General features: G+C 48.8%; 20 protein-coding genes. 16 read left to right on the forward strand and 4 right to left on the reverse strand.

Annotated features, from left to right (window positions below; all coding sequences use genetic code 11):
- Positions 1-16: 16 nt before the first annotated feature.
- Together Q9R25_RS01090 and Q9R25_RS01095 are read left to right on the forward strand one after the other, a co-directional pair.
- Positions 17-463 (forward strand): GNAT family N-acetyltransferase, encoded by a 447-nt coding sequence (locus tag Q9R25_RS01090; RefSeq protein ID WP_084543101.1) that lies wholly within the window; start codon positions 17-19, stop codon positions 461-463.
- A gap of 424 nt (positions 464-887) precedes the next feature.
- Positions 888-1,235, forward strand: a complete 348-nt coding sequence (locus tag Q9R25_RS01095; RefSeq protein ID WP_196430421.1) for a short-chain dehydrogenase — start codon at positions 888-890, stop codon at positions 1,233-1,235.
- A gap of 60 nt (positions 1,236-1,295) precedes the next feature.
- Here Q9R25_RS01095 and Q9R25_RS01100 read toward each other — a convergent pair whose 3' ends face one another.
- Positions 1,296-2,732 carry a protein adenylyltransferase SelO gene (locus tag Q9R25_RS01100; RefSeq protein ID WP_311282707.1) on the reverse strand — a complete coding sequence of 479 codons (1,437 nt, stop codon included), beginning with the start codon at positions 2,730-2,732 and terminating at the stop codon, positions 1,296-1,298.
- A gap of 109 nt (positions 2,733-2,841) precedes the next feature.
- Between Q9R25_RS01100 and Q9R25_RS01105 the strand changes: the two genes are divergently transcribed.
- From Q9R25_RS01105 to Q9R25_RS01115, 3 genes are all read left to right on the forward strand, one after another.
- Entirely contained in the window at positions 2,842-4,044 is a 1,203-nt protein-coding gene (locus Q9R25_RS01105) for a bifunctional folylpolyglutamate synthase/dihydrofolate synthase (RefSeq protein ID WP_214691146.1), read from the forward strand.
- 92 nt (positions 4,045-4,136) lie between these two features.
- Complete coding sequence (locus Q9R25_RS01110) at positions 4,137-7,871, forward strand: DUF5057 domain-containing protein (RefSeq protein WP_311282708.1); 3,735 nt, start codon at positions 4,137-4,139, stop codon at positions 7,869-7,871.
- 22 nt (positions 7,872-7,893) lie between these two features.
- Positions 7,894-8,538, forward strand: coding sequence for a hypothetical protein (locus Q9R25_RS01115; RefSeq protein WP_311282709.1), 645 nt, complete (start codon positions 7,894-7,896; stop codon positions 8,536-8,538).
- A gap of 47 nt (positions 8,539-8,585) precedes the next feature.
- Here the strand turns inward: Q9R25_RS01115 and Q9R25_RS01120 are convergent, their stop codons facing one another.
- Genes Q9R25_RS01120 through Q9R25_RS01130 form a run of 3 tightly spaced genes read right to left on the reverse strand, consistent with a single transcriptional unit; the run spans position 8,586 to position 11,218 of the window.
- The gene (locus Q9R25_RS01120; RefSeq protein ID WP_214691144.1) at positions 8,586-10,235 is read right to left on the reverse strand and encodes a hypothetical protein; all 1,650 of its coding nucleotides are present in this window, start codon (positions 10,233-10,235) and stop codon (positions 8,586-8,588) included.
- Positions 10,236-10,251: 16 nt separating this feature from the next.
- Positions 10,252-10,815 (reverse strand): prepilin-type N-terminal cleavage/methylation domain-containing protein, encoded by a 564-nt coding sequence (locus Q9R25_RS01125; protein WP_235439549.1) that lies wholly within the window; start codon positions 10,813-10,815, stop codon positions 10,252-10,254.
- Positions 10,763-11,218, reverse strand: coding sequence for a type IV pilus modification PilV family protein (locus Q9R25_RS01130; protein ID WP_047795513.1), 456 nt, complete (start codon positions 11,216-11,218; stop codon positions 10,763-10,765). Before Q9R25_RS01130 ends, Q9R25_RS01125 begins: the two co-directional genes overlap by 53 nt.
- A gap of 157 nt (positions 11,219-11,375) precedes the next feature.
- Between Q9R25_RS01130 and Q9R25_RS01135 the strand changes: the two genes are divergently transcribed.
- The 11 genes from Q9R25_RS01135 (at position 11,376) to radC (ending at position 21,927) form a co-directional block, all read left to right on the forward strand.
- Positions 11,376-12,590 carry a G5 domain-containing protein gene (locus Q9R25_RS01135; RefSeq protein WP_214817496.1) on the forward strand — a complete coding sequence of 405 codons (1,215 nt, stop codon included), beginning with the start codon at positions 11,376-11,378 and terminating at the stop codon, positions 12,588-12,590.
- Positions 12,587-12,877, forward strand: a complete 291-nt coding sequence (locus tag Q9R25_RS01140) for a hypothetical protein (RefSeq protein WP_047795511.1) — start codon at positions 12,587-12,589, stop codon at positions 12,875-12,877. The genes Q9R25_RS01135 and Q9R25_RS01140 overlap by 4 nt, the downstream gene beginning before the upstream one ends.
- Position 12,878: 1 nt before the next feature.
- Positions 12,879-14,549, forward strand: coding sequence for a GspE/PulE family protein (locus tag Q9R25_RS01145; protein WP_311282710.1), 1,671 nt, complete (start codon positions 12,879-12,881; stop codon positions 14,547-14,549).
- Positions 14,542-15,579 carry a type IV pilus twitching motility protein PilT gene (locus tag Q9R25_RS01150; protein WP_031421415.1) on the forward strand — a complete coding sequence of 346 codons (1,038 nt, stop codon included), beginning with the start codon at positions 14,542-14,544 and terminating at the stop codon, positions 15,577-15,579. The genes Q9R25_RS01145 and Q9R25_RS01150 overlap by 8 nt, the downstream gene beginning before the upstream one ends.
- A gap of 6 nt (positions 15,580-15,585) precedes the next feature.
- The gene (locus Q9R25_RS01155; RefSeq protein ID WP_159561979.1) at positions 15,586-16,803 is read left to right on the forward strand and encodes a type II secretion system F family protein; all 1,218 of its coding nucleotides are present in this window, start codon (positions 15,586-15,588) and stop codon (positions 16,801-16,803) included.
- 141 nt (positions 16,804-16,944) lie between these two features.
- Positions 16,945-17,424, forward strand: coding sequence for a prepilin-type N-terminal cleavage/methylation domain-containing protein (locus Q9R25_RS01160; RefSeq protein ID WP_214782628.1), 480 nt, complete (start codon positions 16,945-16,947; stop codon positions 17,422-17,424).
- An 87-nt stretch (positions 17,425-17,511) separates the two neighbouring features.
- Positions 17,512-18,264, forward strand: coding sequence for a prepilin peptidase (locus Q9R25_RS01165; protein ID WP_311282711.1), 753 nt, complete (start codon positions 17,512-17,514; stop codon positions 18,262-18,264).
- 12 nt (positions 18,265-18,276) lie between these two features.
- Positions 18,277-19,848, forward strand: a complete 1,572-nt coding sequence (gene pilM, locus Q9R25_RS01170; protein WP_159561982.1) for a pilus assembly protein PilM — start codon at positions 18,277-18,279, stop codon at positions 19,846-19,848.
- Positions 19,845-20,552, forward strand: a complete 708-nt coding sequence (locus Q9R25_RS01175) for a hypothetical protein (protein ID WP_074037502.1) — start codon at positions 19,845-19,847, stop codon at positions 20,550-20,552. Before pilM ends, Q9R25_RS01175 begins: the two co-directional genes overlap by 4 nt.
- Before the next feature lie 140 nt (positions 20,553-20,692).
- A complete protein-coding gene (locus Q9R25_RS01180; protein WP_078146555.1) occupies positions 20,693-21,277 on the forward strand; it encodes a Maf family protein in 585 nt (194 codons plus the stop codon).
- A 20-nt stretch (positions 21,278-21,297) separates the two neighbouring features.
- Positions 21,298-21,927 (forward strand): RadC family protein, encoded by a 630-nt coding sequence (radC, locus tag Q9R25_RS01185; RefSeq protein ID WP_215244106.1) that lies wholly within the window; start codon positions 21,298-21,300, stop codon positions 21,925-21,927.
- The last annotated feature ends 618 nt before the right edge of the window (positions 21,928-22,545 follow it).

Here is a 22,545-nt window from a genome sequence, read left to right on the forward strand (position 1 = left end):
AAAAGGAGGGGGCCTGTTGCTCAATCGAAAGGAAATGATTCTACGAATTCGTACTGCTGAAATGAATGATGTAGCTGCACTGTCAGAATTAATGGGAGAGTTGGGATACCCGACTACAGAAAAGCAGATGGCAATCCGTTTGATGAATATTCAACAAGATTCGAATTATCACACATTTGTAGCGGTGGAAAATCAAGAAATTGTAGGGATGATTGGTTTTTTTAGAGGAGTGTCTTATGAAGTAGATGCATCCTACATTCGAATCATTGCTCTTGTAGTGAAGGCATCTCATCAAAAAAATGGGGTCGGGGCTTCTTTAGTGAATCATGTTCAAGATTGGGCACATCAACATGGCATAATGAAAATAGCGGTCAATACAGGAAATCGACGAACGGGTTCACACGTATTCTACAAAAAGATGGGCTTTGATGGAACAGGGACAGGCTATTATAAGTCCATTTAGTAGGAAATAAAGAAAGCATTTTTCAAATTCAAATTGGAGCAGAAAAAACGATGGAAGGACGTCATATATTTTGCCAATCCATGAATTCGATACATGGCATCGAGAGTTAGATTTACCAGTCTACGTATCAAATCATCCTACATATACGAAGGTTCATGACGAATTGATCCAGGAATTGATGGAGGCGTGTTCGATTGTACGTACCTACTATCATTCATACAATCGCTTTCGGTTTGGATTGTGTTATCACGGCATAACCATTATCCCAAACGAATCTTTGCCACATCTTTATGAGATTGTCATAGAATCACAATCTTTCATTCATGCCGAGGAGTTGAATGACTTGGCAACCCTCATTCTCTCAGCTCAACGCGAAGGAAAGGATGTAGTTCATTTTGGTATATAAAGATATGGGGGGAGTATTGTGTCTTATTATCACGAATTTGGAATAATCGATTCCATTCATGGGGAAGAGCTTCATGTGCAGTATATGCCGGAAAGATACGGATGTGTTGTGGTGGATGGGGAAGAAGTGGAGCAATGGATTGAACAGTTAAGTGACATGCGCACATTCTTTCACTCATATCATTGTCCTGGCCATGGATTGGATGAGTGCGGCATTACATTGATTCCGCATGCATCTTTATCATTCTTTTTTGAAGTTGTGTTGAATAGAATGAACAATCAGGCAACTTCGGAATTGGGGCAGCTGATTATAAAAATTATCAAGGCGCGAGATGAAGGGAAAGATATGATTCATTTTGGTCTTTGAATTAAAATGTAATGTAAAACAATCCCTCGAACAGATTGAAGTGTTCGAGGGATTGTTTCATCACGTGCCACAAAACGTTTGATACGGATACATTCGTGGTGGACCTGCCGATACATATTCAGCCGGTTTGTCGTAGTTATATGGGTCACGCAAAATGGTGAGTAACGCCTCGGTCGGACCGAAGTCACCGCGTTCTGCTGCTTGAATCGCTTTTTCGACATGATGATTTCGGGGAATGACGGCCGGGTTATATTGGCGCATGATTCGACTGACGTCCTCGTCCGGGAGACCTTGCTCACTCAAACGTTTCTGCCAAGCGTCAATCCACGCCTTCCCATTTTCCCGGGTTGAGAATGGGAGAGATTCAATCTCACCAAGCGTCAGCGAGCGGAACGTATTCGTATAATCTGCCTCCGTCTCCATCATCAAGCGGAGCAGTTCATCCGCTAGCTCATCGTCACCATCTTTTCGAACGAATAAGCCAATCTTATGTGCGAGTCCGGTAAAGTACGCTTCTTTATACAACTCGGTATAACGGGTGAGTTGCTTGTTCGCCACATCAACCGCTTCTTCTTTCGTTTCGCCAAGTAGCGGCAGCAACGTCTCCGCCAGTCGGGCGAGGTTCCAAGACCCGATATATGGTTGATTCGCATAGGCGTAACGTCCCTCTCGGTCGATCGAGCTGAAGACCGTCTCCGGATGATACGTGTCCATGAACGCGCATGGTCCGTAATCTAGACCTTCTCCGCTGATGAACATATTGTCCGTATTCATCACCCCATGAATGAACCCGATGAGTTGCCAGTTGGCAATCAGTCTCGCCTGTCTTTCGACGACGCGTCCGAGGAATTGTTCATAGCGATTCGTTGCATCGATCAAGTCTGGATCGTGTCGTTTGATTGCTACTTCAGTAAGAGCGATGACGTCATCGATGGAGCCGGCGCCTGCTGCGAATTGGAATGTTCCGACACGAAGATGACTTGAGGCGACCCGAGTCAGGATCGCTCCATGCTTCGGACCTTGACGCATGATGGCCTCCCCTGTCTGAACGACGGCGAGCGCCCGGTTCGTCGGAATGCCGAGGGCGTGCATCGCTTCGCTGATGATGAACTCGCGTACCATCGGCCCGAGTGCGGCTCGTCCGTCGCCACCTCTAGAATACTCCGTCGGTCCGGATCCCTTCAGTTGCACATCGACACGCTTCTTGTTCGGAGTCACATGTTCCCCGAGCATGAGGGCGCGTCCGTCCCCGAGCATCGTCAAGTTGCCGAATTGGTGTCCAGCGTATGCTTGTGAGAAAGACGTCTCTGTTTGACGATTGCCGGCAAGTAAATCGATATCTTGTTTGAGACTTTGCGCATCAAGGCCGAGCGAAGCGGCTAATGCATCGTTAAACAAGACGAGTGTCGGATTGTCGACCGGATGGATGGGTCCGCGGTCGTAAAAGATGTCACGTAGTTCGAGGTACGTCGCCTCGAAGTTCCAGTCAGTTGTCATGGCGCATGCCTCCTTCTTCGCTTCGAGTATAGCACAGACTGTTTTCCATAACGGCTGTCGTGAATTTTGATAAGATGAAACAGAAGTGTAAACAGTAGGAGTGTGGAAGATGAAGACGAGACAAGATGTATTCGATTGGTTGAGTGGACAGCTTCGCTTCGGGATCAAACCGGGTCTTGAGCGGATGAGCTGGATGATTGAGCAATTAGGGTTAGAAGAACGCCGATCCATCCATGTGGCCGGGACGAACGGAAAAGGGTCGACCGTCGCGTTTTTACGGGCGATGGCGATGGAGAACGGCTTATCTGTCGGCACATTCACCTCCCCTTATATCATTCAGTTCGAGGAGCGGATCATGTTGAACGGGGAACCGATTCCTGAAGACGCGCTCATCGACGTGGCGAACCGTGTCAAAGCTCGTGCGGACGAGGCGCCAGAGACGCTGACGGAGTTTGAGCTATTGACGATGATGGCATGGTGCTATTTTGATGACACACGTCCTGACTTGATCATTTGGGAAGTCGGTCTCGGGGGACGACTTGATTCGACCAATGTGTTGACGCATCCACTTGCGACCATTGTCACGTCAATTGGACATGACCATCAAGGCATTCTCGGCGATACGCTTGAAGAGATTGCACAAGAGAAATACGGCATCATGAAACGCGATGTCCCGATGTTTCATAGTATTGGTGAGGAACGATTGGTTGAGTTGTTGCATCAAAAAGGGGACGATGTAGGTTCTTCCATTCATGATGTTCGTCCACTCGTGAAGAAAATTGTGGACGGGGCAGACACAGTTGTGACGTATGAGAATATGCCATCTGTCGTGCTCGGATTGACAGGACATCATCAAGCGTATAACGGGGCGTGTGCCGTGGCGGTGGCGCGTCACCTCGGTTGGCGCGATGACGCCATCCAAAAAGGGCTCGAGCGAGCACAACATCCGGGGCGGTATGAGCTCGTCTCCAAACGACCGCGTATCATTTTAGACGGGGCACATAATCCGGAAGGCATCGAAGCCTTGGTTTTACAAGCCAAATATGAGACAGACGTGACAGTGTTGACGGCGATTTTAGAAGATAAAGACCGTAACAAGATGATTCACGCGCTTCAAGAAATTGGAGACGTTTACGAAACGACATTTGACTTTCCGCGTGCTAGAACGAAAGCACAACTAGAGAAAGATGGGGCGCGCTTTGTCGAATGGAAAGCATGGCTACAGAATTGGGTCGAGTCGCCGACAAGCGAGACGTTGATTGTGACCGGGTCTCTTTATTTCATCAGTGAAGTGAGACGTTTCCTAAGCTAAAACATTTACCTGATGTCAAAGAAATAGATGTATATTTTTTCAAGTGGGTGGGATAATTAGTAGTGAAGACTAAAAATAGGGAGGACTATTCATTGCGTAAACTCATGCAATACATAGCGGTTCTCGTATTAATCATATCCATTATTCCACAGAGAGTAGTTGCGGAGACCAATCAACCGATTTTAAACGTGTTGATTCTTCGTGATGCTTTTACTGCTTCGAAAGTACTTTCAGTGACTGAATACAATAATGCGGTGAATTCGTATCGTGCTTCACTGAATGTAAATACTGCAAAAGTGAATGCGCAATTCATGACAATTAAACAATTTAACGCATCCCGTTTTCCGATGACAGGTGCATTCGATGCGGTCATGATTGGGAGCAGTCCTTTAACTGAGAAATATAAAAATGGGACGCTTGTCGTCAACTCGAAAAATCATGACACGACAAATCAATTGAACGATTTGACAGAATTGAAAGCTACGGAACTATTCAATACAGTTGTCCGTGTCGGCTTGCCGCTTCTGATGCATGAGGATGCTGCGAACGGCGATACACAGTTAAAACGCTTGGCAGCCTATCAACGTGATTATGCGAACGTGAAAGTCTTTAATCGAAATGATCAACAGAATGTCGATCGTGAGATGGCGCAGCAGTTGAATCAACTCACCATTTCCCGTCCGAGATTTCAATCAACTGAAGTGAAGTACAACAATCAGTCGATTAGCAATCAGACGATTCAAGTAAAAGATGGTGTCCGTCATCCAATCAACTTTGCCTATACTTTATCGCAACCACCAACTCCTTCGGCATTCGTAGAATTGTATATCGATTACGACCATAACGATCGATTTGATGCGGATGAAAAAGTCATTGAGCAACAGGCAAAAGAATCGGGAACGCTCAATTTCACATTATCGCGTCCGACGTTTAGCGGACCGAAGAACTGGATGCTCGTCGTCAAGGATTCGTTGACAGGTCGAGCGGATTATCGTAAGGGGAGTATTCTTTACCTCGATGAAAAAGTGAAAGCGAACATCTTACAGCTCACTGCAGGAACCGGCACGAACGGAAGAATTTCAAGCTATTTATCTAATATGTTAGTAGACCCGTCTGGGAATTATGAATTCAATTTAACGGACGGTACAACGAGTCAGTTTGAGGGTGGTACTTATGATCAGGCATTACTCAATAACGACTACGATATGCTGATCTTTGGTTTCCAAGATTCGTACAACGTTTATGGAAGCATGAATGTTGCGGCCACTGCGAAAGTCAAACGTTTCAGTGAAACAGGACAAGGCGTCATGTTGACGCACGATACGATTTTCCGTACGAATAGTTCATCATCGCCTACGTCCGAGTGGGAACGTCAATTTGTGAATGCCAATCCTTCACTGAATATCTCAGGGCAAAAAATGTACACGAACATGGGATTTGGTGCTCCTGAAACAACCAATAAGGCAGTCAAGGTACAGGATGGGATTTTCACTTCTTATCCGTATCGCCTCGACGATTCGATTAAAAATATCTCAAATACCCATAACCAATATTTCACTCTCGATTTGAATGATCCGGATGTGACGCCTTGGTACAACCTGTATTCAACAGGTGGAAATCGTGTATATGGAGATGCAAACAACCATTACTATACGTATACAAAAAACAATTTCACCTACTCCGGTGCTGGGCACACAAACAAGTTTTCGGTAGAAGATGAGAAGAAAATCTTCATCAATACGATGTATCGCGCCTTTATCGGAGCGAATCATAAACCTTACAACGTGATTGAGTCCGTCAGTGATTCAAACCAGTCCTATACTTCTGCTGATTTAAAAGCCGGGTCTGTAGAAGTGACTGCGGGACAAGATGTCAAATTGATGTGGCGGCCGAGCGATTATGACTTCCAAGACTTGTTCCTCAATTCAACAATCACGTATAACGGTAAACAGGTCGCATTCGATAACTTACGCAACTACGAAGTTAAAGAGTTTACGATTCCGGCAGCGGATGTTGTCGCAGATCGGCCGATTGAAGTGAAAATCGAGACGTCCGATCAACGGAATGCGAAGGTGATCGATACGTTCACCATCAACGTCAAACGTGCGGAGAATGTTTCCGACTTGATTCAAGTGTCCCGTTCGATTGACCCGTCGACAATCAACTTGTACGAAACGGGAACGATTCACTATCAAGTTCAATATCCGGAACGTTTCGATCGATTGCCGAATCAGTTGGGCGATAAGTTTTTACGAGTGGATTCAACCTCTTTCTCAGAAAAACTGCCAAGTCAACTCGAAGTCGTGGCGATTCGTGACACGAACGGAAATGAATATCCTGTCACGAAGCCGAATGAAATCAAGTTACAGTTGAAGCCGGACTTGTACTATGAACGAAATGGGGACACGAACATTTTCCTCCCGAACGATAGTGGAGACCGGACCGTGAAGTTTGAAGTAGTCGTCCGAGCCATCGAGCCTTCTGCCTCACTCATCCAGTTGAAAAAAGCGGATAACCAATTAACGACGTTAATTGAGTATTCGAAGAAGCAAGATCACATTTTAGATAAACTCAACGACTGGGATAAGGAATTAGAGGTTCAATCATCGTTCCCAGACTTGCTGATCAATATCGGGGCGCCGTATGCGTATGAAGCGAAGATTCCTGACGTCACCTTACAAATTGGGGCACAGCAAATTGTGAGTCCGACCATCACGGATGCGAAAGGAAACACCTTTACGAACCCGAAATGGAGTAGCTTGAAGTGGGAAATCGTCGATGCGAGCGGTGTCGCGAGACTCGTCACGCAAGGGAACAATGCGATTGTGACCGGTTTGAAAACAGGAACTGCGAAGTTGCGATTGACAATCGATCCGGGCGATAAGAGACCCCTTGTCGTAGCGGAGTCGAAAGTCAATGTAATCAGTCCGCCTGAGCAACTTACTATTCAGTCGAAAGAGTTGTATGTCGGTCAAACGACTACGGTCACACCAAAAATCATGCCCGAAACAGCTCAATACAAGTCGGTTCGCTATGTCGTCGAATCTGGGGATAGTGTGAAGTTTGAACAAGTTGGCAACAACTTGAACATCATTGGACTGAAACCGGGTACGACTCAGTTTAAGGCGACTGTGGATGTCGGTGACCTCTTCGGTGGCTTGAATATCGCTACTCCGAGCACCGTCTTTAGCATCCAAGTCAAGGCACCATCCTTGAGCCAAACGCCGAGCCAACTCGACCTTTGGGTATGGGATAGTTTGGATGAAGAAAAACGCGTGAACGAAGTCGCCTCGATTCAAGTGACCTCAACACCAACCGTATCCATTCCGTTTGAACGAATCGGGTCCATCCCATCTGCTTTGACGGTGACACAAAGTGCGACAGGATATGAATTACGTGCCAACCATGGTTACGGAAATAATGGTGTCGTGACTGACATTCCAATTCAGACGACATTCGATGACAGTGCGTTACGAAACATTCGTTCGAACACGTCGATTGTCCGTGTCAACGAATATCCGAACCAATTGATGTCAAAAGACATGACAATCAATATTGGTGAAGGGACGGCACCACGACTACCTCTCCTTGAGTACTGGCCTACGACTTCGACTTGGCGTGACTATCGCATGGAGATTGTATCCGGCGAAGAATATGTTCAAGTGAGTGGATCAGGAAAAGAGTTGATTCCTGTGAAACCTGGTGTGGCGAAAGTGGAAGTCTACACGACGCTTCCGGCTGGAAAACCGTTTGAAGCCGTGAAGGATACGTTTTATGTACGCATCATCCAAACGAATGCCTCGGGACAGGATGATGACCGTTATTAAGTGAATGGCAGAAAGTTGGCGAATGATGAATCGCAAGCGAATAATGATTGGCATCACCGGATTGATTCTCGTCATCGGATTGGGAGGGCTCCTGTACTGGAGTCAATCCCAACCTGAGCTCTCGCAGTTATCCGGTGACGATTTAGTAAAAGAAGTGAGTCAACGCTCTTCGGTGACAGAAGAAGAATTGACAGATTTACAGGCAAGGGAAGAATGGGAGGCCGTCCGACTTGTTTTAGAGGACCAAAAAGTTGTGCCGACAGCCGAGCAATTCGCCACAGCAGTGACGCTCGCACCTCTAGACGTGATTGAAGCATACTTCGAGCAAGGGATTGACCCGTTCGAGGAAGTGGAAGGGATTCCCGTTATCACACCATTGTTCAGTGCGAACGGCAGTCCGGATCAATGGAAGCTGGCGATGCGTTATGTTGAAGACGATCGACTTCTCGGCATCGCGGTCGACTCGTTGAACCTTGATGCGGTCAAAGAACTCCTCGGACAAGGCTATATGATTCAAGATACCGAATCGGTGTTATTGCAGCCGGTCCGTCACAATCAGGTCGAGTTGACGCAACTGCTTCTTGATAACGGCGCGCAATGGACGAAAGCGATGGAACAGACGGCCAAAGACTACAACTCGGACCTCATTTTAAAGATGGGGAACTAAAAAAATCGGCTTCTTCTCAATCAGAGAGGAAGCCGATTTTTTTGAATTCATTTCAATTGAACCGGATGACTGACGAAGAATTGAAGTTGATTCGTGACCGGTAATGTTTCAAGTTGATTGAACACGGAATCGTTATACGTCAGTTTTAATCGAGACTTTTCGGCCTCGTGAGCTGGAACTTGACGGTCGAAGTTCTTTGCTGGGCTTAAGTCATTCCCACCGTTAAACGTCCCACGGAAGACGTTCACTTCGAGTGGTCCTTTACTGTACAGACCTCCGTTGACTTCGAGAATAGATCCGACCGCATACACATAGGTCGGTTCGTTCGAGTCACTATACATGAACGCCTGGAGCGTCGTCGGAGTGTCATCAAACTCGTTGATTCGGTTCAACAGAATCTTTCCTTTGGATAACAGGATGAGTGAGTTCCCTTTGTCTGCATCAATCGGAAGAATATTGGCTCGGTCGATGAACGTATCACCGAGCGTGTAGACTGTCGAACTGAAGGAGACGTTCCCTTTAATGGTCAAGTCACCACGTACGATCAGTGGCCGTGCAATCGTCAGCTTCTCGAGTGATTCAATGACGACGTCCCCGTCGAAAAGAAGCGGGGCATTCGACTCGGTGATGGATTCCGTGACATACATGGCGCGATCCGAAATGGCATCCGGTAATGTCACGATGGTCGGGTCGGTGAGTGCGTTGTAGGCATCCGCCCGTAAGTACGAAGTCGGGCGTTCGATAATCGAGGTCCCATCTTCCGAGAGCACGCGCTCGAGTTCGAACACTTGATTGGTCGAGCGAATCAGGCCTTCTTCAAAGATTTTTGAATCGACGTCATTTGTGTATGCGAGCGGTGTGTCGAGTCGTCGATTTAAAAATTCGATGATTGAGTAGTCGTATTGGAATGGAGAAAAGCGACTCGGGGACACCCCGGCGTCCGCCTTCTCGCCAGCTTGTTCCGTACCTACCGTGAAGTAGTTCTCTTGCTGGCAACTCAAGCAATCGCTCAATTCGACTAAATCGATTCGGCCATTCAAGTGAAGACGACTAGAATCGACATTTTCAATCTGCTTCGCCACACCATCCAATTGGAAGTTCGCTTGACGTATGAAAGCGAGAGGACCACCTGAATAGATATTTCCTTGAATCGTCGGCATGCCGTTCACGTCCAACTGTTGGTCGGACCCGAGGACGTAGTATAAAAAGGACGGGAGAGCCGTCAAGTATAAGTCTTGCGTGTATTCAACGGTAAGCATCGGTTGTTCCGGATTCACTTGTCGCGATGCCGTGACGTTCACTTGGAGAATCGTCGTGAACGGCGCCGTCTGAATGGCGGTATCCGTAGCATCTTTCTTCAGCTCGATGGAATAGCGGACCTCACTATCCGTAGTCAATGCCGTGAACGGTTCGTCACTGACGATGAGCGACTGAACCTTGCTTTGGAATGCCGCTTCCGATTCCATATGAGTCGGGACTTCCGCTTCTCCGTGAAGCGGGAACTGGGTCCGAACCTCATCGGCGATGAGGCGAAGTGCGCTTTTCGCATCTTCATTCAGTTGAGTATCTTCAGTACGGATGACCGTCAATTTATTCGACGCCAAGTTGACTTGCATGGCGGCGAGCGAGAGGACGGCGAGAGCCGCCATCGTCACGAGAACAAGCACGAGGACATATCCGTCTTCACGTTTTCGCATCAGGATGCCTCCTTTCTTAGAATGGGATGGAGCTTTCAAATGTCGTAACAGAATCGGGATTGTTTGATTGAGTCAAATCCATCTCGATTTCGATGAGTCCACCGGTCATGTAAGTCGGGCGTCTCGGATCGAACACGGGATCTTTTAACTGGATGGTCATCCGTTCGACTGTGATTTGTGGATTAGAAGGCGTAAACGAATCCTCTGAGAGAACCAAGTCGGTCGGGACGTATCCCGCCTCCCGATAAATCATTCCGGCTTCCGATATGTCTGGAGCGGACAATCGATAAAATTGAAACGAGCCGTCCACTTCCGTCACGGCGTCGAATTCGGTCCGGTTCACGTCAGAGAGCACGGAGGCAATCAAATAGTCGGCCTCGCTTCGAAGGTCACTCGTCTCGTTCGTCATTTGAAAACCGAGCGTTCCAGTGATAAAGGCCGTAATAATGACGCCACTTAAAATCGAAGCGACGACGACTGTGACGAGCAACTCGACGAGCGTGAAGCCGTCTTCACGTTTCTCCATCTCAGTCAGTTGTCGGGACAGCCGTTTCAGGGAACGGTTCGCGCAATGTCGCATTCGAAATGACTCCTTTCAAGGTGACGGGCGTTTGCAAACGGTCGGTCGTCACCGAAATTTCAACTTCAATTGTATGTCCGGGTGAAGTGGACAGCGATTGAATGGTTGCGATATACGTATCCCCATGGATTCGGGTATCTTCGCAGAAGTCGCACGTCGAGCTGATCCCGTCCCGATTCAACAATTGACGCAGTTCGAGAGGTTCATCAACGGACGCGGCCCGTCGATTTAAAGTATGTAACGTGTTTTGCGCCACTTGGTTCGCAATCGTTTGATTGAGGCTGTCGTGTGTCGTCTTCAAACTTTGGCTGAAAATCGAAAGTAAAGAGAATGAGACAATTGAAAGAACAACGATGGAGACGAGCACTTCGACGAGCGTAAAACCTTTTTCGGAATGCGACAAGACATTGACCTCCTATTCAAAAAAAGTAAAACAATCGGAAAATAACGTATGCAATACTGAATTAAATGTTATTTTTTGTACAATACATATTATACTAAAGTTATACGCTGAACGGATATATAGAATAGAAGTCGGATTAGACACGGGGGGATTTTACATGAAGCGGTATGGGATGCATCTTATCATTTTGATTGGACTCGTCGTACTCGTGACATTACCGACGATTGGACTCGTCAATTACTTAGATGCGTCTGCTGAGTCGAGTGCTACATACAAAAAAGATACGACGGTCGCAGGTGTCGACGTATCAGGGATGACGAAAGAAGAAGCGGACGTTCGTCTCGATAATGCGATTAAAGATTTTAATACGACACCCTTTTCAATCAATTTGATGGATGGGACGGTCATGGAGATTGGAAAAGAAGTCGTGACGTTCGATGTATCGAATACGTTAGACTCCATTAAAGATACAGGTGACTATCCGCTGTTGACATCCGTAGATGAAACGAAAGTCGAGCCTTATCTCGAAGGTCAACCCGTCACGCTGACGATGATTGCCCCGGCGTTGATGGATGCCGCATCGATGTTGGAGTCATCTGTGACATTAGAGCAAGTCGCGGCAGAAAATGAAGTCGTCGCCTCGTTCACTGTGAGCCCGACACCGGCTATGCAGTCAGCCCTTGATCGAATGAACGGATTCGAGATGGCAGCGGGAGACATCTTTAGTCTCAAATCGTTCGGAGAAGATTACGAAGCGCTCACGACACTAGGGTCTTCATTCTATCGCTTATTTGCGGCGACACCGTTCGCCATTCTCGAACGTGTGCCTCACGAAACACTTCCTTCCGGGGTGGAGCTAGGCTATGACACGAAAGTAGATGAGCGCTCGAACTTTGCTGTTCAAAACCGAGAAGACACATCATATGCCATCCTCGTCTTGAATGAAGGGGGTTCTGTGACGGTTCAATTGCTCGGTCAACCGTTTGACGCCGCTTTCGAAGCGAGAGTTGAAGAAGTGAAGACGGTACCGCATCAAAAAGTCGTGCGCTTCTCATCTTCGCTCCCGTCAGGCAGTTCATCGGTCACCCAGTCAGGTCAAGATGGACAGTCAGGTAAGCTCTACCGGGTCACTGTGACTGAAGAAGGGGAGACGTTGGAATTACTCGGGTTTGATTTTTATGCACCGACACCGGAAATCGTGACGAAGAGTTCCGTTCCACTTCCGCCACCGGATCCGGTCGAACCGGTCATCCCGACATTCCCGGATGAGGACGAGGAAGAAGACCCGTTCCCGAATGATTCGAACGACGACCCATTTGAGGCAGAACCGCCCGTATTAGAAGAACCTGCAGAAGAGGAGGCAGTGGGATGATCGGCTATTTGATTTTACTCGGCTTTTGGGTACTCGCCACATTGACACTGTTCGCTTTATCCGTTCCGATGACGAGAAAACGTGAAACGAAGCTTGTCATCAGCCTGTGGACTGCCCTTCTGTCTGGTGGCGTCTATTTGATGGTAGAAGAATCACTCGTTCAAACATGGTGGGCATGGGTGATTCTTATCGTTGCATTGATTGGAGGGGTGGCTGCAAGCGTCTTTGTCGAAGAACGGAACGACAAGACCGAGCAGGAGGAGGCTCCTCAAAGGATGGTGAAGTAACGTGAGACGAACGAAACGAAGATTAGGTGAGATGCTCATCGAGGCTGCGCTCATTACGACGAGTCAGCTCGATGAGGCGCTTGAACAGAAGCGTCCCGGAGAAAAACTAGGGGATGCTTTAATTCGACTAAACCATATTACCGAGACACAGTTGATTCAAATGATTCACGAACAGCTGCATGTGCCGATCATTGAGTTGTACTCCTACGACATCAATGTGACGGTCACGAAGCTCGTACCGAAAGCGTTGGCACAAAAGCACGATATCATGCCATTTGAATTAAACGGGAATACGCTTCATGTCGCGACGGCCGACCCACTCGATCTCATTGCCATTGATGACGTCCGTCTTCAGACCGGGATGAACATCGAGATCGGAATCGCCACGAGAGAGCAGATTCGAAAGACAATCAGTCGTTACTACGAGATGGACCACTCCCTCGTCGAAATTTTGAAAGAGGATGCTCCCGAAATCGAACGACAAGAAACAATCAGTCGAGACGATGCACCGATTATCCGCCTCGTGAACCAATTGTTCTTAAGCGCAATCGACCAACGTGCATCGGACATCCATTTCGATCCACATGAGAAGCAACTCCACGTCCGTTTTCGAATTGATGGGGACTTGCGTACCGAGACGGTCTATCCGAAAAAGATTCAGAGCGTCATGCTGACGCGTCTCAAAGTCATGAGTAACCTCGACATCACAGAAAGTCGTCTGCCACAAGATGGACGGATCAAGTACACGCTACGCAATCGCGCCTATGATTTCCGCGTCTCGACGCTCCCGACGATGTATGGAGAGAAAATCGTTATTCGGGTCCTCGACTCATCTCAAGGACTGACCGATTTGACGAAACTCGGATTTGGCGAACGAAACGAACAGGCGTACCGTGACATGCTGAAACGTCCGAATGGAATTATCTTGATCACCGGTCCGACCGGTTCAGGGAAATCCTCGACATTGTATGCTTCGTTAAAAGAACTGAATGATGAGACGAAAAACATCATTACGGTAGAAGACCCGGTCGAGTATCAACTTGACGGCATCAACCAGGTTCAGGTCAACTCGAAAGTCGGCTTGACGTTCGCGTCAGGGCTTCGTTCGATTTTACGTCAAGACCCGAACATCGTCATGGTCGGAGAGATTCGAGACACGGAGACAGCTGAGATTGCCATTCGTGCCTCGCTCACCGGTCACCTTGTGTTGTCAACGCTACATACGAATTCAGCAATCAGCTCCATCACCCGTCTCGTCGATATGGGGGTTGAGCCGTTCCTCGTCGCCGCTTCGACGACGGGACTCGTGGCACAACGACTCGTTCGACGCGTCTGTCGTGATTGTGGTCAAGTCGAACCGGTATCGAAGAGTGAACGTAGTCTATTCGATGCTGAAGGTTTACACATCGACCAAATTATACGGGGTAAAGGCTGTGCGTCATGCAACTTCACAGGGTACCGTGGGCGCCTCGCCATTCACGAAGTCATCCCGATTGATGAAGGCTTGCGCCGGATGATCATGAACCAGGCTACCGAGTCTGAGATGGTCGACTATGCCAAGTCACAAGGAGCGACATTCCTGCTTGAGGACGGATTAGAAAAAGTCGCCGCCGGTTTGACGACGACTGAGGAAATATTACGAACGGTCATTACGGAGAATGCTTATGATTAATCAATCGATCGAAACCATCTTGACGAATGCGGTCGAGAAACGCGCCTCGGATATTCATCTGACAGCCGGTTCTCCTCCGATCATTCGAGTAGACGGGAGTCTTATTACGATGGGCGAGGAGAAGGTGTTGCCGCACCATCTCGAAGGATATTTAAAAGAAATCATGACCGACGATATGCGCGAACGTCTCGAGCATGAACGAGATCTTGATTTCTCGTTCGGCGTTCCACGTGTCTCCCGTTTTCGGGTCAACGCCTATTATCAACGAGGCACGATTGCCATCGCGTTCCGGTCCATTTCCGGGGAAATCCCGACTTTGAACGAACTCAATCTGCCGACGGTACTGAAGCGTCTGATTGAGAAACCACATGGTCTCATCTTGGTCACGGGTCCGACGGGTTCAGGGAAATCGACGACGCTCGCGGCGATGATTCATGAAATCAATCGGACGCAGCGAAAACGAATCATCACGCTAGAAGATCCGATCGAGTATTTACATTCCCATGACCAAAGTATTGTCGACCAACGGGAAATCGGCTCTGACGTCATGAAATTTGTGAGTGGTCTAAGGGCCGCCTTACGGCAAGACCCTGACGTCATTCTGCTCGGGGAGATGCGTGACTTGGAGACCATCTCGACGGCGATGACCGCCGCAGAGACGGGGCACCTCGTCATGGCAACGCTCCATACATCGAGTGCGATGTCGACGGTGAGTCGAATCATCGACGCGTTCCCAGCTGAGCAACAGGACCAAATCCGGACACAACTCGCGAACGTCTTACTCGGTGTCGTGAGTCAACGGTTATTTCCACGGATTGATGTGCCGAAAGGACGCGTCGCCGCCATGGAAATCATGTTAGGGAATCCGGCTGTTGCCAACTTGATTCGAAATGAAAAAGAGTTCCAGTTGCCGACCGTCATCCAGACGAGTCGCCAGCACGGGATGCAGTCGATGGATGCTGCCATCGAACAACTTGTTCGGCAAGGGATCATCAATCCGAACGCCGTCCCGACAGAAGAGATGAGGTGATGAGTGATGGCGATATTTCAGTATGAAGGAAAGCTCCTGAACGGGAAGCGTAAGAAAGGTCGCGTCACGGCCGTCTCGCTTCGGGAAGCGAAAGAAAAGTTGCGTCAAGAATCTATTCTCGTAACGGACTTGGCCGAGCTCGAATCGACTGGACTGAACAAAGAGGTCAACTTGCTGCCAGAACGAGTCAAAATCGAACACTTGATCATGTACGTCCGTCAGTTCGCGACGCTCATCCGGGCGGGTGTCCCGATTGTTCGTGCGACTTCAATCTTACGGGTACAGACCGAGTCGAACGTATTGAAGAAAGCACTGAGTCAAGTCGAGGATGATTTGAAGGAAGGGATTGCCTATTCCGAGGCGATCAAAAAACATCCACGCGTCTTTTCGAACTTCTTTAGTTCGATGGCACTTGCCGGGGAGACGAGCGGGAACTTGGAGGAGGCGCTCGATCAAATCGGGCTCCAACTTCAAAAACAATATGATGTGAAGCGGAAGGTCATTTCTGCCCTCACGTATCCGTTGGTCGTCTCCATCGTCGCCATTGGCGTTGTCGCCTTTTTAATGGTGAACGTCGTCCCGACGTTTGCGAGCATCTTTGGTCAACTCGGCGGTGAGCTTCCGCTCATCACGCGCATTGTCGTCGCGGTCTCCGATTTCATCGCGGCCTTCTGGTGGTTGTTACTCGGACTCGCGATTCTTGGAGTTCTCACCTTCACCTGGATGTTGAAGCGGGACCGGGAACGATTCGTGATCGATGGCTTGCTATTGAAGATGCCGATTTTTGGAACGATTGTGATGAAGTCTCAGATTGCATTGCTAACGCGAAGTTTAGCGGTCCTTCTACAAGCGGCCGTCCCGATTTTGACGGCGATTGAAATCACCGAACGTATCGTATCGAACCGCGTCATCCGTAAAGGACTGACGGAGGCACGTGACATGATGGCGCAAGGGGTCCCGCTTCACGAGCCGCTCATGCGAAATGCAAACTTCCCGGCACTCATGACTCAGATGATCGCCGTCGGGGAAGAGAGCGGTGATTTGGATTCGATGTTGAACGAAGTCGCTGAGTTTTATGAGACGGAGGTCGAGACGACAACCGACCGTTTGAAGTCGATTATCGAGCCGCTTCTCATCGTCGTATTGGCAAGTGTCGTCGGGGTCATCGTCATCTCGATCGTCGTCCCGATGTTCCAAATCTATGGTGATATTCAGAATCAGTAAAGCAATATGTAAGCTTTTGAAAATATACCTTTTCAATACTATATTTAGAAGGTATAGTAAAATTGTTCTACTTCTATATTAGGTCTAAAGTAATTTATCTAGTTTACACACAGCACATTACGCAAAAGGGGAGAATGAATCATGGTAGAGAAGTTGAAAATGATTTGGCAAGATGCCAAACAGTTAAAAGATGAGCGTGGGCTCACACTCGTCGAATTACTCGTCGTCGTCGTTATTTTAGGAATTATCGCAGCCATCGCAGTCGTTGCGATTGGTGGAATCATCGAGAACTCGAAAGAGGACGCATTAAAATCTGATGCAAAACAAATGGTCAGTGCGGCGAAATTGTATGTAGCTTCAAATGATGTTGCTAATGGTACAGTATTAGTATTTGCTGGAACACCTGATGCAACTGCTACTCCAAAAGATGTAGACACTTCTTCTTATATTGAAACATTAAAAGATCCGTATGGCTCATCTGGTTATTCAGCAGCTGGCGTAAAAGTTGCAAAAGGTGCAGATGGTAATTATTCATACTCGGTTTATATTGATGGAGAAAAGAATTTGGGAACTAAAGCTGCTCCTGTAGCAGAAACTGCTATTTCTTCCGCATCACTTTAAATTGTTTATGCCGGCTGGCGCTGGGCACTCGCTCAGCCTAGCCGGTTTTCTATTTTTGGCATATACTGACAAAAGGAGGGTCCTTCCTTGATTGAATCGATTGGATTCCTATATAGCATCGTCCTCGGGGCGGTCATCACATCGTTCACCAACGTCGTCGGGCTCCGCGTGCCACGTCAGCAATCGATTGTGACGCCGCGGTCACATTGTCCGTCTTGCGGTCACGAATTGTCACCGTGGGAACTCATCCCGATTTTCGGCTATCTCGCCTTAAGAGGCAGATGTCACGGGTGTGGCGAGCGGATCGCGCCGACGTATCCGATCTTTGAATTACTTGGAGCCATTGGATATGGCTATAGCTTTTCACTCTACGCATTTAGTGTGACGACGCTTCTCGCGTTCGCTTTCTTGTCGACCTTACTCGCTTTGGCGATGTCTGATTTATCGACGATGCTCGTGCCGAATGTCATCTTGCAATTCACGGCACCGGTATTACTCCTCCTCACCTATCTGACAGGGGCATCTTGGTGGACGCCACTTGTGGGGGCGTTGCTCGGATTTTCGCTCCTAGCGACCGTCTTTTTCGTGTCAAAAGGGGGACTTGGGGCAGGGGACGTCAAATTGTTTACTATGATTGGTCTTGTGCTCGGTCCGCGTGACGTGCTCGTTGCCTTGTTTCTATCGAGTTTGATTGGGGCAATTGTCGGGATCGGGTTGATGATCACAAAAAAAATCGGGCGAAAGCAACCGATTCCGTTTGTCCCGTCGATTGCGCTCGGGACGATGTTGACGTTTTGGTTTAGTGAAAGTTTTTTTGATTGGTATTTTGAGTTGATGTAGGGGGAAACGATCATGAGTCGTGGGATAGAGAAAGGGACGGTCACGTATTTTTCGTTTGATGCGCTCAGCATCCACGGGGCCGTCATCAAACAAGGGGTGTTCAAACGAAGCGCCTCGGTTCAGTTAGCAAAAGATGCGTATGGAGAAGGGAAGATTCTCGATGAGACGGCGTTCAGTCTCGCTTTCGATGAACTCTGTCGCAAGTTGAAAGTGCGACGCGGGATGACGTGTGCGGTGGCATTGGACGAGACCGAAGTGTTGTCACGGAAAGTCGAGATTCCTTCTTCGATTCCGAAGGACGAGATTCGTGGCTATCTCTTCATGGAAATCGGGAGTTCGATTATCTTGCCGTTCGATGACGTGTCGTTCGACTACGAAGTGTTAGGAGAAGACGGGGTCAAGACGGACGTTATGTTGCATGCCGTTTCGATTGAATTGACGAAGTCGCTCCGTGCGTACATGAAAAAGCGTGGTCTAGCGTTGAAGAAGATCACGCCACGTTCTGTCGCGGTCGCCAATGGGGTCATACGTTTATCGGAGATTGATCCGCTTCAATCGACATTACTCTGGCATATCACGCCGTTTTCACATCAATTGCTCGTCCTTGAGGAAGGGCAGATCCGTTTCATCCGCTCGATTGAACTGGACCTCCCGTACCAAGTCGGGACGAAAGATGGTGTCGTGACCTATACATATGATGGGACCGGTGAGATGAAGGCTAATCAGTTGGATGACTGGTTGAACGAACTCGCTCGCTTCCTCGATTTCTATCGTTACTCGCTGCGGACGGATGGTCGGGCCATCGATGAGTTATACGTCTCGGGAACTGTTCCGGAAGTCGATGATCTCGTCCGTATGATTCAGGCTGAGTCCCTCGTCTCGGTGACGCGTGTCGAGCAACCGCTCGCCATCGCTCACGGGACACCTCTATCGCATCAAATGTTGCCACTCCTTGGGATGGCGACGCTTCAGCGCGATCGTGACACGAACTTCATCAATTCGACGGACGTGACACTCCGTTGGCCGATCGTGACAGGTCTCGTCGCCCTTCTTCTCGGAGGAGGGGCGGCCGGATACTTGTACTATGAGGTCGACCAACTAAAAGCAGAACAGACGCGAATCGAAGAAGAGTTACAGCTCGTTCAAATTTACCAAACCGAACAAGTGAATTCGAAAGCGCAACAAGTGCTCTCGCTCGACCAAACCGTGACGGCGTTGACCGACATGGAAAAGGATGCGGTCCCAGCACTGCGCGCGTTGACTGAGCAGTTGCCGCCTACTGGCTACGTCTTGACGTATAACTACGCGGATGGCTCCATCATGAGCGTCCGAACTCAATTCGAGACGTTAGAAGACTTGAACGCATTCCAGCGCTCGCTCATGACCGATGAGCGGTTCCTCGACGTCAAACTCCTCGGTGTGACGACGGAGTTGAAAGCGGATGTGGATGCAGAAGAAGAGGAAAACTCATTAGAAGAAGATCCGCTTCCACGCTATATCGGAGAGTTTACGTTCATGTTCCAAGACGTGGAAGACGAGTTGACAGAGGAAGAGGACACGGATGAGGAGGTGGTGAGTCAATGAAACGTTCGACAATCTACGCGTTATTTGCGATTTGCCTCCTTGCCGCAATCATCGCACCGGCTTACTTTGGCTATACGTATTACGTCAAACAAGGAGAGGTCGAAGCGCTTGAACGCGACCTCTCGCTCGAACAAACAAAACTGGAGTTATTGCGCCAAGAAGGAAAAGCCGTTGATGTAGCGGACTCTCAGACGCTTCAGACACGGGTTCCAACAGTTCCTGCCCTCGACACGGTCGTTGAGGCGTTGTCGCAGGCAAGTCTTCTTGCGGGTGTCAATGTGACAAGTATCGCATTTGCGGATGGCGTTGTGGCTGAGTCAGAAGTGCCGGAAACGGTCGAGCCGTTCAATCCGGCTGATGTGAGTGCGACGAATGAACCGGCTGAACCAACGGACGTTGCACCTGTCAACGCTTCGACGGTCCGTTCAACGGTCAACTTGCAAGCAGAGACGTATGAAGCGCTCGTCTCCTTCTTGGAGTCGATCGAGTCGATGAATCGGATTCACGTGTTACGGACGGTTCAATTTACCGGACCTGCCGAGACGGGACCGAATACGGTCGAAGAAGTGCAGTCGCTCGAGTTTACAGTCGAGCTTGATGCCTTCTATCGTCCGGACCTCGACCAACTCGTTCCAGACCGATACATTCCGGAACCGGCGTTTGAGCAAAAGGATATCCCGGTATACGACTATACGACACCATAAGTCGGCACGTCCCTTCGCAATTGAAGGGGCGTGTTTTTCGTCGCGGGTAATTGTGTTTAGGAGGCACGTTGCCTACAATCAACAGTGAAGACCGAAACGGGAAGGAACGCCGTTTTGGAAGAAGAGAAGGAGTCGATACAATGAATTCAACACAGAAGCGTGTCATTCTCGCCTCGATGTCACCGCGACGTACCGAGCTATTGACGAAAGCAGGAATCAAACATGAGGTCATCCCATCTACCGTGACGGAAGGGACGGACGGTCGGGAGACACCGAGTGATTACGTCGCTCGTCTGGCCCGGGAGAAAGCGATGGACGTGGCAAGGCATCACCGTGATGCTATCGTCATCGGCGCGGACACGGTCGTCGTCTTGAACGGCATCATTTTAGAGAAACCGACAGACCGGGAGGATGCGAAACGGATGCTTGAACGATTATCCGGTTCGACCCATGAAGTGCTGACGGGTGTGAGCATCATCGGTAAGTCCCAAGATTTGTTCGTCACGACGACGCGTGTGACGTTCGCTGAGATTCCTGAAACCTGGCTAGCGGATTATTTGGATTCGACAGAGCCCTACGATAAGGCGGGTGCGTATGGGATTCAAGGATCGGGTGGTCTCTTCGTCGAAGGAATCGAAGGGGATTTTTATAATGTCGTTGGATTGCCGATCCATCCGCTCGTCAAGACGCTCGACCGGCATGGGGTGACGCCTCGCTTCCTGTGAACTTGAAAGTAGGTGAAGGAATGACCATGGTGCTTGACCGTAGTGTAGAGACCGCCATCGCCAGATTGCTTCAAATCGGAGGACGGGGACCGGACCCGATGGAGACGGCTCGTCGTATCTCGGACGTCTACCCGACGTTACGGGCGCTGTCACAAGCGTCCGTTCACGATTTATGTAAAATCGAAGGGATGACGAAGAAGAAGGCGGAGCAACTCCTCGCCGCGTTCACAATCGGGATTCGATACGTCGAGGAACCGAAAGCGAGTATGCCGACGATTCGTTCGCCGCAAGACGCCTATGAGTTGTTGCGGGATGAATTGAGACTGTTGAATCAGGAGCATTTCGTCTGTTTGTATTTGAATACGAAGAACCAACTGATCGCTCGGAAGACGCTTTTCGTCGGAGGGCTCAACTCCTCGATCGTGCACCCGCGCGATGTTTTTCGTGAGGCGCTCAAGCTGTCGGCGGCGTGCTTTATCGCCGTGCACAATCATCCGAGTGGGGACGCGACCCCGAGTCGGGAGGACATCGAGGTGTCCGAGCGATTGGTCGAAGTAGGCAATATCGTCGGCATCGCTTGTCTCGACCACGTCATCATCGGGGAAGACCATTACGTCAGCATGAAGCAGCGGGGATATATGAATGGGTAAGGAGTAGAGAGCAGGCATCGTGATGTCTGCTTTTTTGTGTTTACGAGAGAACTGGTACCTCATTAAATTTTGGATATAGTTGGAAAATGATAAGTGGAGATGTAAAATTCGAAGAGAGCAGAAATGATTATGAATTACTTTGCGCACGGGAGGTGTCTAATTTGTCGCGTATTACGATATGGAATGTGATCGGATGGGGGTTTCTTCTTTTCTTAGCAGTCAGTAAATCCTTTTTTAGTGAGCAATTGTCTTTGATCACGACTGGTCTGGGCGGATTGATTTGTTTGATGTTGAGTTTGTGGATGATCTATTCCGGAGAAGAAGGATCATCACAACATCCGAATGAAAGGTCTGAATGAACAGCGCTATTTAAACTGTCATTTGGCTAAAGAGTAGATGATGAATCAAAGCGGTGTACGCATATGAATGTACTGTCGGAAAACGAATTAAAAGAAGCCCTTCAGATGATGAAAGATGGGGATTTGACGTATTACGAAAAAAACAAAGAAGCCATTCTCACCAGCATGGTTCAGCATATCGGGTCACCGGACGGCGAACTCCGTGATCGACTCATATACACGATGTTCTTTCGCCTCATCATCGAACAAAAAGACATCG

The sequence above is a fragment of the Exiguobacterium sp. BG5(2022) genome, assembly GCF_031844365.1.
GTDB lineage: Bacteria > Bacillota > Bacilli > Exiguobacteriales > Exiguobacteriaceae > Exiguobacterium > Exiguobacterium profundum.

Excerpts from the sequence above, each read along its gene's own strand:
- Q9R25_RS01140 (WP_047795511.1), top strand. The coding sequence starts at position 12,587 with ATGATCGGCTATTTGATTTTACTCGGCTTTTGGGTACTCGCCACATTG.
- Q9R25_RS01150 (WP_031421415.1), top strand. The coding sequence starts at position 14,542 with ATGATTAATCAATCGATCGAAACCATCTTGACGAATGCGGTCGAGAAA.
- Q9R25_RS01160 (WP_214782628.1), top strand. The coding sequence starts at position 16,945 with ATGGTAGAGAAGTTGAAAATGATTTGGCAAGATGCCAAACAGTTAAAA.
- Q9R25_RS01125 (WP_235439549.1), bottom strand. The coding sequence starts at position 10,815 with ATGCGACATTGCGCGAACCGTTCCCTGAAACGGCTGTCCCGACAACTG.
- Q9R25_RS01155 (WP_159561979.1), top strand. The coding sequence starts at position 15,586 with ATGGCGATATTTCAGTATGAAGGAAAGCTCCTGAACGGGAAGCGTAAG.
- Q9R25_RS01180 (WP_078146555.1), top strand. The coding sequence starts at position 20,693 with ATGAATTCAACACAGAAGCGTGTCATTCTCGCCTCGATGTCACCGCGA.
- pilM (WP_159561982.1), top strand. The coding sequence starts at position 18,277 with ATGAGTCGTGGGATAGAGAAAGGGACGGTCACGTATTTTTCGTTTGAT.
- Q9R25_RS01135 (WP_214817496.1), top strand. The coding sequence starts at position 11,376 with ATGAAGCGGTATGGGATGCATCTTATCATTTTGATTGGACTCGTCGTA.
- Q9R25_RS01115 (WP_311282709.1), top strand. The coding sequence starts at position 7,894 with ATGATGAATCGCAAGCGAATAATGATTGGCATCACCGGATTGATTCTC.
- Q9R25_RS01175 (WP_074037502.1), top strand. The coding sequence starts at position 19,845 with ATGAAACGTTCGACAATCTACGCGTTATTTGCGATTTGCCTCCTTGCC.
- radC (WP_215244106.1), top strand. The coding sequence starts at position 21,298 with ATGACCATGGTGCTTGACCGTAGTGTAGAGACCGCCATCGCCAGATTG.
- Q9R25_RS01100 (WP_311282707.1), bottom strand. The coding sequence starts at position 2,732 with ATGACAACTGACTGGAACTTCGAGGCGACGTACCTCGAACTACGTGAC.
- Q9R25_RS01120 (WP_214691144.1), bottom strand. The coding sequence starts at position 10,235 with ATGCGAAAACGTGAAGACGGATATGTCCTCGTGCTTGTTCTCGTGACG.
- Q9R25_RS01105 (WP_214691146.1), top strand. The coding sequence starts at position 2,842 with ATGAAGACGAGACAAGATGTATTCGATTGGTTGAGTGGACAGCTTCGC.